We start from the raw sequence: 13,305 nt of genomic DNA on the forward strand, positions 1-13,305 counted from the left end.
CCCGGCTGCGGTTGACACGCCTGCCGCTTTTTGCCCCGAATTTCCGGACAAAGCCGGGTGAAATATGTTTCCGGACGGGTGCCATAGCAGGGCCTTTCTTATCTGGAAACAAAAGCTTGCATTGGGTGCCGTAGGCGAGTGTTCCTTCGTTTATGTTGTTCCAATTGGAATCGGGGGTTCGAATCCCTCCTTCAGCTGGCAATGGCTGAGGTGGCTGAGTGGTCGAAAGCGCAATACCGTTCTAGTCACTCGCCGCTTTTTTGCCCCAATGCATTGATTTCAACTCCTGTCCGGGTGTCGTAGCCCGGCCATACTTCGCACCCTTAATGCCCAGGTCGCGGGTTCGAACCCCGCCGGAAGCCATCCAAAGACGGTTGCCGTAGCTCAGTTGATAGAGCAGGACTAGAAGGCCGGGCGTTTGTTGCCCCGGGCAGGGATTGATTTTTGTGTAGAGACGCGACACTTCGCGTCTTGGCGTCCGTGCCGTTCGCCGGTCAGTTCGCCCAAATCGTTCAGCGTGGAGACACGAAGTGTCGCGTCTCCACACACCTCACGGCCGGATGCCGTAGTCTTGCGCTACTTCGACCTGTCACGTCGGCCCCTGGGCCAATACGCAGGACGCCTGTTGCTCCGGTTTTTTCTGAATTAAAACGGGCTGGTGCCGTAGCACCGCCTTACTTCGTTAGGGACGATGGGGTCGCCGGTTCGATTCCGGCTCGTGGGTTCCGGCCCATGGTAGCTCAGTTGGTAGAGCACACATGCAGGCGTTGCGCCTTGTTGCCCGGTCCGTTTTATTTCTTTTTCATCATCAACGAATGAGGCTCAAATATTCGCCTCAACCTCGTGCAACGACCATGCTCATGGCCAATTCATTACGCGGCAACGACCTCCGAAACCTCGGTTTCCCCGAAGGTCGGGCCATCGGGCTCGCGCTGGCTCAATTGCAGCGCAAGCACCTCAAAAAACTCTCCCAAACCGACCAGCTGGCCTTGCTAGGTCAGCTCTTAGCCAATCCCAACGACTACCTCATGCACCTCGATTGGAGCCACACGGCCGCGGCCCTGCTGCCCCCGCCTAACCGCCACATCGGCCTGGTCGAGCGCAAAGACTACGCTGTGTTCGGGGCCGAGCATATCGACCCCAGCGCCATCCACCAAATGGAAACGGCCATGAAACTGCCCGTGACCGTGGCCGGCGCGCTCATGCCCGACGCCCACCACGGCTACGGCCTGCCCATCGGCGGCGTGCTGGCCACGGACAACGCCGTGATTCCCTATGCCGTGGGCGTTGACATTGGCTGCCGTATGGCGCTGTCGGTGTTCGATTTACCGCCCAAGTACCTCACGCAGCGCACCCAGGAGTTGCGCAGCCTGCTGCTCGAAAACACCCGTTTCGGCAGCGGCCGGGGCTGGGAGCGGGGCCAGCGCCTCGACCACGCCGTGCTCGACCGGCCCGAGTTTCAGGAAATTCCTTTCCTGCGCAACAAGCTCGACAAAGCTGCCGAGCAAGTGGGGACTTCCGGCTCCGGCAACCACTTCGTGGAGTTCGGCATTGTCGAAATCACCGAAGCGGAAAACGAGCTGGGTGTGCCCGTGGGCCAGTACCTGGGCGTGCTCTCGCACTCCGGCTCGCGGGGCCTGGGCGCGGGCATTGCCGAGCGCTACACCAAGCTCGCTAAGGACGTGTGCCAGCTGCCCGGCGAAGCCCAGCACCTCGCCTGGCTCGGCCTCGACACCGAAGCCGGCCAGGAATACTGGGCCGCCATGACGCTGGCCGGCGACTACGCCTCGGCCTGCCACGAGCAGATTCACCGTCGCCTGGCCAAAGCCCTCGGCGAGAAGCCCCTGGCGAAGGTGGAAAACCACCACAACTTCGCCTGGAAAGAACGCCTGGCCGATGGCCGCGAGGTTATCACCCACCGCAAGGGGGCCACGCCGGCCGGCGCGGGCGTGCTCGGCATCATTCCCGGCTCGATGACGGCCCCCGGCTTCATCGTGCGCGGCCGGGGCGTGGCCGAGTCGCTGGCTTCGGCTTCGCACGGGGCCGGGCGGCTGATGTCGCGCACCCGGGCCAAGGCCGAATTGGGCGAAGGCCAGGTGCGCAAGTACCTCGCCGAGCACGGCATCGAGCTCATCGGCGGCGGGCTGGATGAGGCCCCGCAGGCCTACAAGGACATCCGCGCCGTGATGGCCAGCCAGCGCGAGCTGGTGGATGTGCTGGGCTCCTTCACGCCGAAAATCGTGCGCATGGACGGGGCGTGAGCCCTGACTATGAGGCAACAAACAGTGTTACCAAACTTCATCAAAAAAAGGAAAGCAGCCCCAGCTTGTTGGCCGGGGCTGCTTTTTGCGTTGGTGCCAGGTGGTTATTGTGCAAGCTGCTGGTGGCATAATGGCCGACATTGTGCCGCCGCCGCGTGCCGTATTGGTGGCCACGTCCTACATTCATAGGCTGATTGCACGTCGCACCTTTGGCGGGCAGCAGCAGCCGGATAATCAGCTAAGCGAAAACACCCAGACATCTGGCTGCCGGCATTGGCTTTCGCGGCCATTTTTCCCCAAACTCTCTACAACAACGAAGTATGTCAGCAAATGCACCGGCGGGTTCGGCCGGAAGAAGCGCAAAATACGCGGGCGGCCCGGTGACGGGGCGGCCCGGCATCGGCAACCAGCACGGCACCGTCCGGTCGAAGCGGAAGGAAGAGGACTGGACCGTTTTCGACGCGCTCAAGCAGGGCTTGCTGCGGGAAGAGTTTCCGGCCGAAATAGACCACCGGAAGGACGAGGCCGACTGGAACGACATCATGTGGCAAGGCGACACCAGCTCGTGCGTGGGCTGGGCCTCGACGGATTCGCTGTTGCGGTGGCATTTTATAAAAGCCAACCTATTGGATAAGAGCCTGTCGCTTTCGGCACGCTTCACTTGGATGGCGGCCAAGGAGACGGACAAAGAAGTTGCCTTTCCCGAAACGTTTATCGAAAGCGCGGGCACGCCGCTGAAAGCAGCGTTGAATGTGCTGAAAAAATACGGTTGCGTGCTCGAGGATGACTTTCCGTTTTATAGCTCCCCCCAGGACGGCACCACCGGCCTCTTCATGGTGCGCGGAATGGATACGCAGGAGTTTTACGCCAAAGCCGCGCAGTACCGCCTGAAGAGCTACTACAGCCTGGTGATAGATGAGAAGCCCAACATAGACCACCTGCGCATGTGGATTTCCCAGCAGGGCCCCATCCTGGTAATGTCTGACCTGGATGCCAACTTTCGGGAACTGTACCACGGCAAAACGACCCTTGACACCTACGATACGTCCACGGTAGTGGTGGACCGGGGGCATGCTTTTGCGCTGGTAGGGTATACCCCCGACCACTTTATCATTCGCAATACGTGGGGCACCGCGTGGGGCGACAAGGGCTATGCCTACGCCACCAACGCGTATGTGGCAGCCGCCATTTGCGAAGGATACGGCATCTGCATCTGACCCCGCAAAGGCAGCTTTGCAGCCCGCGCGGGCCGTTGCGCGCCGGTTGATGATGGATGAAACAGCGTTTAAGAAAAAAGATAAGCTGCTACATTAAGACCATCCAATAATCTGGTTCACCCAAGCCTGCCCGGAAGCAGGTGCGGCAGTAGCAAAATAGCTTAACACGGAAACCTGGCCATGCCGCGCCGAAAGCGTGAACTGAGGGCTTCGAAACAACGTATCAGTAGCAGATAGCAGGCAATGCTGGTCGGCCCAAGCGCCAATCACAACGGCCGTGCCTGCTATGGGGGCGCCGCGCCACGGCCCCAAGGATGCGAACACCAGCTACTGGCCAAGCTGAGGAAACCCCAGACACATCAAAAAAAGCCCCGTTGGCCGTGCGCTGGCGGGGCTTTTTGCTGCTTAACGCGGCCATAACATCGGCTTTTGGGTGCCCGTAAACGGTAGCCTCACCCTTTCCCACTCTCGCTATGGCAAACCAACTTCGCGGCAACGACCTCCGCAAAATCGGCTTCCCCGAAGGCCCGGCCATCAACCGCGCCCTCAATGTGCTGGCTCAAAAGGAATTTAAAAAGATGGACAAAGGGAGCGCCCTGGCCCTGCTCAAGCAAATCAAGGACGACCCGTTCAAGTACGTGCGCGATGAAAACTGGCGCCCGGTGGCCGAGCAACTAGTGCCCCAGCCCAGCCGCGACGTGGCCCTGAACCCCGCCATCAAAGACTACCGCCGCTACGGCAACGACTTCATCGAGGACGGCGCCCGGCGGCAGATGGACGTGGCCATGCAGCTGCCCATCACCCTCGACGGCGCGCTCATGCCCGATGCCCACCAGGGCTACGGCCTGCCCATTGGTGGGGTGCTGGCGGCCGACAACGCCGTAATTCCCTACGGCGTGGGCATGGACATTGGCTGCCGCATGGCGCTGTCGGTGTTCGAGCTGCCGCCCAAGTACTTGGAGCAGCGCCGCGACGAGCTGCGCAAGCTGCTGCTGCACCACACCAAGTTCGGCAACAAGGAGGTCTTCAAAAAGGTGAATATGGACGACCCCATTTTCGACCGGCCAGAATTCCGGGAAATTGCCGTGGCGCGCCAGAAGCGCGAGTCGGCCGTGAAGCAGCTGGGCTCCTCCGGCTCCGGCAACCACTTCGTGGAGTTCGGCCTGGTAGATATTACCGAGGTAAAAAACGACCTGGGCCTACCCGTGGGACAGTATATGGGTGTGCTTTCGCACAGCGGCTCGCGCGGCCTGGGTGCGGCCATTGCGCAACACTACACCAAAGTGGCCATGGACAAGTGCCCGCTGCCGCATGAGGCGCGGCACCTGGCCTGGCTCTCGCTCGACTCGCAGGAGGGGCAGGAGTACTGGGCCGCCATGAATCTGGCCGGCGACTACGCCTCGGCCTGCCACCACGACATTCACCGCCGCCTCAGCCAGGCGCTGGGCGAGAAGCCACTGGCGCAGGTCGAAAACCACCACAACTTTGCCTGGAAGGAAGTGCTGGCCGACGGCCGCACGGCCATCGTACACCGCAAGGGCGCCACGCCGGCCGGCGCGGGTGTGCTGGGCATCATCCCCGGCTCGATGACGGCCCCCGGCTTCATTGTGCGCGGCCGGGGCGAGCGGGAGTCGCTCAACTCGGCTTCGCACGGGGCCGGGCGGCGCCTCTCGCGCACGCAGGCCAAGGCCAAAATCACCGAAGGCGAATTACGCCGCGAGCTGCGCGACCACGGCGTGGACCTCATGGGCGGCGGCCTCGACGAAGCGCCCGCCGCTTACAAAGACATCCGGCAGGTGATGGCCCACCAGCAGGATTTGGTGGACGTGTTGGGCTCCTTCACTCCCAAAATAGTGCGCATGGATGGCGCCTAAAATCCAAATTCGGCAAACCGACTACCTGAGTTCTAGCGTAAATGGCTCTATGTCTTCTACAGGAGACAGTTGTTTTCATAGCTAGGAAAGCCTTCCGCCACTGGCGGAAGGTTTTTTAGTGCTTACCGCAGGCGCCACCGTACCAGTTGGCTTTGCGCTATTATCGTGACATATCCGCAGCAAAAAGCCCCACCTGATTTCAGGCGGGGCTTTCTATTAATATGCTTGTTGAAGCGGGGCTTTATTCCACCACCAGACGCTTCACCACCAAGCCGGAGGCCGTGCGGGCCTGCACCGAGTACACGCCCGTGGCCAGACCGCCCAAGGGCAGCTCCAGCGTTTCGGCAGCACCGGCGGCCAGCGTACGGGTCAGCACGGTGCGGCCCAGGTTGTCGACCACCGACACGGCCGTGGCCTGGGTGCCGCGCAGGGCCACCGGCAGCAGCAGCGTGGCCGAGCCGTGGGCCGGGTTGGGGTACACATTGGCCAGCTTGGCCAGGGCGGCCGGCGCCGTAGCCAGCACACGAGCCTGCGTGGTGAACACCACGGCGTAGCGGCCACCGGGGGCGGCGTTGGCAGCCAGCGTCAGGCTCACCGTGGGCGTGGTGCCCAGGTCGGTGTAGGTGCCGGCGAGGGCGTCGCGCAGGTAGGCGTGGTAGCCGGCGGGCAGGTTGTCGAGGTCATCCACGGCCAGGGTGTAGGTGCCGGCGGTGGCCACAGCCAGTTGCAGGGGCAGCACCACGTCGGCGCCGGTCAGGGCCGGCTGGCCGCTGATGGAAAGGTGCTCGCCCGTGGGCGTTTCGATGGCCAGCGTCAGGCCGTTGGTGGCCGGCAGGTAGTGAGCGTCAAAGGCGGCGTCGAAGGCGGCGGTAGCGCCGGCCTCAAAGTACGTCACGGTTTGTGCGCGCAGGCTGGCCGTGCCCAGCGACAAGGTCAGGCGCGGGCGGGTGTCGGCGGTAGTGCGCTGGAAGAGCGTGTTGTCGTACGTGGTGAGGCGGCTGCTATTGGTGAAATTCACCGTGCCGGTTTGCCCGGCAGCCACCCGCACAAAGAAGCCCTGGGCCACCGGCAGCACGTTGGTGCCGGTGTTGGTGCTTTGGCCGTTCACATAGCTGGTGTAGGAGCCCGTGTACTGGCCGTTGCTTTTGAACACATACAGCGCGTTTTCTATCCCAGTCGAGTTGGTACGCACCACGTCGTAGTTGATGGCCGACGGGTAGGGGTTGCCCAGGAACTGCCAGCCGGCCGTGGCCTGCGGGCCCCGGGCCAAGCCGGTGCGCGGGTAGGTGCCCGTATTAAGCGTGCCAGTGAAATCGACCAACGCCGAGGCGGCGATGTTTACCGTGTAGCCGGTAGCTACCGCAATGGGGTCGCTGGTGTTATTCGGCGACTGGAAGCCCTTATCAAATTCCGGCGAGGTGTTGGTGAGGTTCAGGCGCGACTGGTCATAGGTGAAGATATTGGGGAAGGTCGGCACCAGGGGCGGGGTGGGGCTGGTGTTGTAGGGCGGATAGACCACCGGGGTGAAGCCCGCAGTGGCGAAGTCGGCCACCGTGTTGCCGCTCACCGGCGAACTGTAGTGGCGGTAGCCGGGTCCGGCGTTCAAGTTGGAGGTAATGTAGCGCTGTACAGTAGCCGTGCCGTTCACCGCACCGCCGGCGTTATCTACGATGGCCGTGCCCGCGGCCGACGACAGCAGCGTCAGGGCCTGGCTGTTGGTATTGAGGTTGCCGGCTTGCAGGCGCAGTACCTGCGTCAAGCTCAAGGCCTGGCTCAGCGTGAGGCCGGCCGGGTTGGCCACCACCAGGTTGAGCACACGACTCGGCAAGCCCGAGCCCGTCACCTGGGCGGTGCCGGGGTTGTTGTAGGCATAGCTGGCATCGGGGCTGAAGCTACGGGGGCTCAGTTGAATGGCGCCCGTTGCGCCCGAGGCCGTGATGCCGGCCGGGTCGCAAATCACGAGGTTAGCGCCGGCCTGCAGCACGAAGCTACCGGTGCCCGTCACCAACTGGCAGTTCTGCACTAGGCCGCCGCCGGTTTGTACGGTCAGGGTGCCGGCCACATTCAGGGTGCCGGTCAGGTTGGCAATGCCGGTGCTCGTCACGGTCACGTTGTTGTAGCTGCCCTGCACGTTTTGCGGCGTGTTCACGGTCAGGTCGGTCAGCGGCGCGGCGCTGGTCGTGAAGCTAGTCGTGGCAGCGCTGGAAGTAGCACCGGCTGCGCAGTTGCTCACAATGCTCACGGTGTAAGCCGTGCTGGGCGTGAGGCCGGTGAAGTTCACCGAGGTAGCCCCGGCCGGCAGCGTTTGGGGCGTCGTGGCCGGCGAAGTCGTGACGGTGTAGCCCGTAGCCGTGCCGCTGCCCGTGAAGGTTACCGTGGCCGAGGTGCTGGTTACGTTGCTGGAGGCCAGGCCCGAGGGTGCGTTGCAGACTGCTGGCGCATTCACGATGAACGTGGCCGGGGCCGACGTGCCACCGCCCGGGGCGGGCGTGGTCACGGTCACATTGTAGGTGCCGGGCGTGGCCTGGTCGGCCGCCGTGAGTTGAATGGTAAGCTGCGTGGCCGACACCAACGTGGTAGCCCGCGTATTGCCGTTGAAGCTCACCGTCGAGCTGCTGATGAAGCCCGTGCCGTTCACGGTCAGCGTTTGGGCAGCGGCCCCGGCCGTCACCGAGGCCGGTGAAAGGCTGGTGATGGTGGGCGCGGCGTTGGTGGTGGTGAAGCTCACCGTGGCCGGGGCGGTGGTGCCGCTGGGGCAGGTAGTAGTAATGCTCACCGTGTAGCCGGTGCCAGGCGTGAGGCCGGTGAGGTTCACCGAGGTGGCCGTGGCGGGCAGGGTTTGGGTAGTGGTGACCGGCGAAGTCGTCACGGTGTAGCTCGTGGCCGAGCCATTGCCCGTAAACGAAACCGTGGCCGAGGTGCTGGTCACGTTGCTGGCCGCCAGGTTGGTGGGGGCCGCGCAGGGCGGCGTCACGTTGAAGATGGCTGGTGCCGACGGCGGCTCGTTGGGGAACGGCGGGTTGGTCACGGTCACGTTGTAGGCGCCCACCGTGGCCAGGTCGGCGGCCGTCAGCGTCACCGTCAGCTGTTGCACCGACACGAAGGTGGTCGGGCGGTCGGACCCGTTAAACTGCACCGTGGCCCCCTGGATAAAGGCCGTGCCGTTCACGGTCAGCGTTAGGCCCGGCGTGCCCACCTCGGCCGAAGGAGGCGAAAGGCTGACGATGGTAGCCCGCGGAGCAATGGCAAAATCGATAATATTCAAAGGCCGGAAAGGGCTGTTATCAACCAGCAACCGCTTGCTCGTGGCCGAGCCGGGCGGATAAGTGTTGGCCGGGTCGTTGGGCGAAGTCAGGCTGGCGGGCAGCGAGAAATCATACAGGTTGGTGCCCGACTGGCCGCTGGTGTTGGGCGAAGTCACTTCCACCAAATAGCCCTTGTTGTAGGTGCCGTTCCAGTAAGTGTCGATGCTGATAAGCGAGGCCGGGGTAATGCCAAAAAAGTTGCCATTGTTCTGAATCCGCACCGAATCGATGGTATTCAAAGTGCCCACGTTCGGCGGGTTCTGGCTCGATAGTATGCCGAAGGGCGCACTGGGCTGGTTGCGCACGTCCACGTCGTAGAGCACCGTGCTGGTGCTGCCCCGGAAGGCGTTGGTGTAAGCTACGGTTTGGATGCGCGGGTCGGTGCTGGCCCGGGGGTCGCCGGCCGCGTAGGCGAGCGGGCCGTCGGCCCCGCCGGTGGTCACCACGGCGCCGTTGGTGGGGCTGAGGCGGTAGTTGGCGTTGTTGGTGCTCACCACCCGGACCAAATCAGCCACCGGGTTGAAGCTGAACGACACCCGTTCGGTCGGCCCGCCCAGCGCCAGGGAGGTGCGGGGCGCCGTAACCGGATTCACCGGGGTCACCTGCGCGTCGTACTGCTGCGCCGTGCCCGGTGCCCCCGACGCGTAGGTGTTCACAATGTAGAGTTGAACTTCGTCGGTGCTGGTACGGGCCAGGCCATACAGTTGCCCGGTGCTGGGGCGAAACGCAATGCCCACCAGCTTTTCATCGCTCCGCAGTCCCACGAAGCGCAGGGGAAAGGCAATCGGGCTGCCCGAGACCGGGTCAAAGGTGGTCAGGCCCTGGTCGCCCACAACGCCCCCCGGAGGAAAGAAGGGGTTGCCTGCGGATACGTTTCGGGTCAGGGTTCCCAGCCCGTAGAGGGTGGTTTGGGCCCGCGCAGCCAGGCCCGTCAGCAAAAGCACCGCCCCCAGGGCGAAGCTTACCAATCGACTTGCTCGCCGGGGCGAAAGTAGGGGTGTGTACATAAGAGAAAGGAAAAAAATGATGCAGTAACCGAGCAGACCGGGCAGGTTCTTGCCCGTTCCGCCTTTGGCGGCTCATACGCTGACGCCCCGTTTTAGGATGAAAATAAGCGAAAAAAGCGCATGCGCTGCCGCCAGCAGGTACTTCTAATATATCGGTTAAATGCCTAAAATCCGCTCAAATAATCAGGCCAACACCCGCACCACATCGCCCACCCGAATGATGCCGCCCTGAGCGATGTGGGCCGTAAGGCCGCCGTGGCCGCGCATGGCGTTGTACCCGCCCGGGCCCAGCTCTTCTTCCATGCGCGAGCAGGGGTGGCACTCGCCGGTGATGTCGAGAATGACTTCCTCGCCGATTTGAATCTGGCGGTTTTTCAGGGCTAGCAGGTTGAGGCCGCTCACCACCAGGTTGCGCCGCAGGCGGGCCGGGTCGAGCGGCGCCGGCAGCCCCAGAAACCCGGCCACCGCCGCCAGGTGCTCGTGCTGAATGAGCGTGACCTGCCGCTTGCCGCCAGTCTTGGGCCGGGCGTGGTCGCCGAGCAGGTGCGAGTCGGTTTTCAGCTCGGCTTCGGCCACCGACACCAATGCCTGTCGGCGCACGGGGCGTTGCCCAATCCACTCCAGGCGGCCGGTTTGGGGCAGGGTGGCCAGCAGGCGGGCCACGGTCGACTTATCATCGCCAAAAAAAGGGAATGCCATTGGATGTTGGTTGCTGGGTTTGGGATATGCTTACGATAAAGCCCGTAAACCAATAACGAAAACGAGGAGCAGAATCCTCACAGCTGAACGGGCCTGTCATGACCTTCCCGGATTTCGGGATGCCCGATGAGGCCGCCCAGGCTGCCGGCCCGCGCCAGCAGCCCAAAGCTGAGCAGCGCCGCCCCCAGCGTGACCCAGGCCAGCAGTGGGGCTTTGGGCGAAGCATTCTTGAGCAGCAGCAGCCCAAACAGCGCCAGCGCCGCCGCGCCTTCCAGCGCCCAGAATCCTAGTTCGGCCGCGGCCGCGTGCGCCAGGATGAGGCGTCGGCCAATACCATGTGGGTCTTGCATGACAAACGCCGCGCCTTCGCCGGTGAGCTGGGCGGGCAGGCACAGCAGGCCCGCCACCAGCACGGCCACCAGCCCGGCCTTCGTCAGCGAAACGTTGCGCTTCAGCAGCCCCGCCCCCAGCAGCACGGCGGCAAACAGGCTGCCCACAATGGGCAAGTGGTTGACGAGCAGGTGAAGGTGAGCTTGGTTCATGAGACTGATTCGGGTAGGCGCCTCGGGCAGGCGGCCGCGGCCACAAAGTTACTGCGGGGCTCCGCAGCAGCGCCGGCAAAGCAACCGTATGGCCCCTCGCACGACTCTTGGAAATTGAACTGCGACGGCCGCGAAATCGTTATTTCAGCAGCCTCCGACGCGCTGCGCGAAACGGCCGTGGGAGGAAACATCTGCAATGAAAAGCCTTGCTTGCCCGTTGTGACAAAAATAAGGCGCATGCACCGTTGCGGCGTGAAAATGCAGGGTGCATTTTCACATTTCTGGCATCACGCTTGCCTTAGGTTTCGCCAGTAGTCATTCACTTTTTCGATTGCCTGTTATGACTTTGTTCTCACGTCTTCTGAGCCGGCTGGCTGCTCCGCTGCTGGCCCTTCCCCTGGCCCTGGCAACGCCCGCCGCGCAGGCCCAATCCGCTCCGGCGCCCACCGACGTCATCCGCGAAATCACGGACGCCGTTGGTCTCAAGGCCCGCTTCGAGCTGCGCTCCACCCGCGAGGTCGACAACGCCGCGGCCGTGGTGTACAACGGCAAGCGCTACCTGCTCTACAACCCCGATTTCCTGAACGAAATCAACCGCGCCGGCCACACCGACTGGGCCGGCATCAGCATCCTGGCCCACGAAATGGGCCACCACCTCAACGGGCACACCCTGCGCGGCGGCGGCTCGCAGCCGGCCGATGAGTTGGAAGCCGACGAGTTTTCGGGCTTTGTGCTGCGCAAGCTGGGCGCCAGCCTGGCGCAGGCGCAGGCCGCCATGGCCACCGTGCCTGACGACGGCGGCTCGGCCACGCACCCCGGCCGGGCGCCGCGCCTCGTGGCCATCGGTCAGGGCTGGCAGCGGGCCAATGGCCAGATTGTGGCCAGCACCCAGGCCAAAGCCCCTTCGGCCGCGCCGGCCGTGGTGGCGGCCAGCCAGCCGAAGCCCGCGGCGCGTCCTAGCTACGATAACACCTCGGTGCGCCTGTTTCCGACCGCGCAAACCGATAGCGACAACTCGCGCGAAATGGTGGCCGTCAGCCAAACCAGCGGCGACGCGGTGCGCTTGGTGGGCCAGCTCACGTTCCGCAACGACCCCAGCCGTCGCTACTACCTCACCAACGCCCTGAAAGTGGTGCGCGTCGACGACGAGGACAACGCCGAGGTGGTGGGCCGCATCAGCCGCACCGGCAGCGAAACCTTCCCCTTCGTGCTCACCGATAGCCAGCAGCGCCGCCTGTTCATCACCGCCCGCGGCGATGTGTACGACAAAGCCGGCCAGCGCGTAGCCAAAGTGCACGACACCATCTAAAACCCGCCAAGCCTTGTTTGCAAAGCCGGCCCACTGCGTAGTGGGCCGGCTTTTTTGTGCCGCAATGGGTTGGGTTCTGGTGGGCTGTTGTTCCTTCGTGGTCGGTTTCCCATCTCACTGTTCCCTTCAAACATGCCCCATTTGCCTTTCCTGCTGGTCGATGCCTTTACCACCGAGCCTTTGCGCGGCAACCCCTGCGCTGTGGTGCTCGATGCCGACGACCTCGCCCCGAGCTTGCGCCAGCGCCTGGCCCGCGAGTTCAACCAGTCGGAAACGGCTTTCGTGAACCGCGCCGCGCCGGGCAGCACCGAGTTCACGGTGCGCTTCTTCACGCCGGCCGAAGAGATTCCGCTGGCCGGCCATCCCACCATTGCCACCGTCACGGCCCTGCTGCACGCCGGCCGGGTGGCGCTGCCGGCAGCCGGCGGGGCCCTCGCACTCACCTTGCACCTGCTGCACGGCCCCATTCGGGTAGATGTGCTGCCGGGCGTGGCCGGTGCGCCGGGCCTGGTGTGGATGACGCAGCGCCAACCCGTTTTCGGCGCCACGCATGCCCCGGAAGCGGTGCTGCCGCTCTTCGGCCTCACGCCCGACGACCTGCTGCCCGGCGCGCCCATCCAGACGGTGAGCACCGGCACGCCGCAGCTCATGATACTGCTGCGCGACCACGCCGCCCTGCGCCGCGCCCACGTAGCCGATGCCGCCGCCCTGGGCCGCTACCGCGCCGGCAGCGATTTCTTCAGCCCGCACTTGTTTTGCCTGGGCGGGGCCACGCCGGCCGGCCACACCTTCGCCCGCCACTTCGGCACCCCGCCCGACGTGTCGGAAGACCCCGTGACGGGCTCGGCCACGGGCGGCATGGCGGCCTACCTCTGGCACCACGGCTATATTGATTCGGCCGATTTCATTGCCGAACAGGGCCACGACATGGGCCGCGCCGGCACCGTGCAGGTGCGGGTGCACGGCCCGCGCGAGGCCATCGAATCGGTGCAGATTGGCGGCACGGGCGTGGTGGTGCTGGAAGGCGGGCTGCGGGCGGATTTGTAGCGCGCAAGTGCAACTCCGGCCGAAGCCGGGCTGTTAAAGAGCGA

Annotated in this window: 8 protein-coding genes; 5 read left to right on the forward strand and 3 right to left on the reverse strand. The window is 64.0% G+C overall.

Annotated features, from left to right (window positions below; all coding sequences use genetic code 11):
* Positions 1–860: 860 nt before the first annotated feature.
* The 3 genes from MTP16_RS12890 (at position 861) to MTP16_RS12900 (ending at position 5,352) form a co-directional block, all read left to right on the forward strand.
* Complete coding sequence (locus tag MTP16_RS12890; RefSeq protein WP_243509194.1) at positions 861–2,261, forward strand: RtcB family protein; 1,401 nt, start codon at positions 861–863, stop codon at positions 2,259–2,261.
* Positions 2,262–2,581: 320 nt separating this feature from the next.
* Positions 2,582–3,478, forward strand: coding sequence for a C1 family peptidase (locus tag MTP16_RS12895; RefSeq protein ID WP_243509199.1), 897 nt, complete (start codon positions 2,582–2,584; stop codon positions 3,476–3,478).
* Positions 3,479–3,951: 473 nt separating this feature from the next.
* Positions 3,952–5,352 carry an RtcB family protein gene (locus MTP16_RS12900; protein WP_243509203.1) on the forward strand — a complete coding sequence of 467 codons (1,401 nt, stop codon included), beginning with the start codon at positions 3,952–3,954 and terminating at the stop codon, positions 5,350–5,352.
* 241 nt (positions 5,353–5,593) lie between these two features.
* Here MTP16_RS12900 and MTP16_RS12905 read toward each other — a convergent pair whose 3' ends face one another.
* The 3 genes from MTP16_RS12905 to MTP16_RS12915 form a co-directional block, all read right to left on the reverse strand.
* The gene (locus MTP16_RS12905) at positions 5,594–9,664 is read right to left on the reverse strand and encodes a DUF4394 domain-containing protein (protein ID WP_243509205.1); all 4,071 of its coding nucleotides are present in this window, start codon (positions 9,662–9,664) and stop codon (positions 5,594–5,596) included.
* A gap of 183 nt (positions 9,665–9,847) precedes the next feature.
* Entirely contained in the window at positions 9,848–10,363 is a 516-nt protein-coding gene (locus MTP16_RS12910; RefSeq protein WP_243509208.1) for an MOSC domain-containing protein, read from the reverse strand.
* A gap of 77 nt (positions 10,364–10,440) precedes the next feature.
* The gene (locus tag MTP16_RS12915) at positions 10,441–10,905 is read right to left on the reverse strand and encodes a hypothetical protein (RefSeq protein ID WP_243509211.1); all 465 of its coding nucleotides are present in this window, start codon (positions 10,903–10,905) and stop codon (positions 10,441–10,443) included.
* 340 nt (positions 10,906–11,245) lie between these two features.
* On the opposite strand from MTP16_RS12915, the gene MTP16_RS12920 reads away from it, so the two are divergent.
* Together MTP16_RS12920 and MTP16_RS12925 are read left to right on the forward strand one after the other, a co-directional pair.
* Complete coding sequence (locus MTP16_RS12920; protein ID WP_243509214.1) at positions 11,246–12,214, forward strand: M48 family metalloprotease; 969 nt, start codon at positions 11,246–11,248, stop codon at positions 12,212–12,214.
* A gap of 132 nt (positions 12,215–12,346) precedes the next feature.
* A complete protein-coding gene (locus MTP16_RS12925; RefSeq protein ID WP_243509217.1) occupies positions 12,347–13,261 on the forward strand; it encodes a PhzF family phenazine biosynthesis protein in 915 nt (304 codons plus the stop codon).
* Positions 13,262–13,305: the final 44 nt, after the last annotated feature.

It is taken from the genome of Hymenobacter monticola, from assembly GCF_022811645.1.
GTDB lineage: Bacteria > Bacteroidota > Bacteroidia > Cytophagales > Hymenobacteraceae > Hymenobacter > Hymenobacter monticola.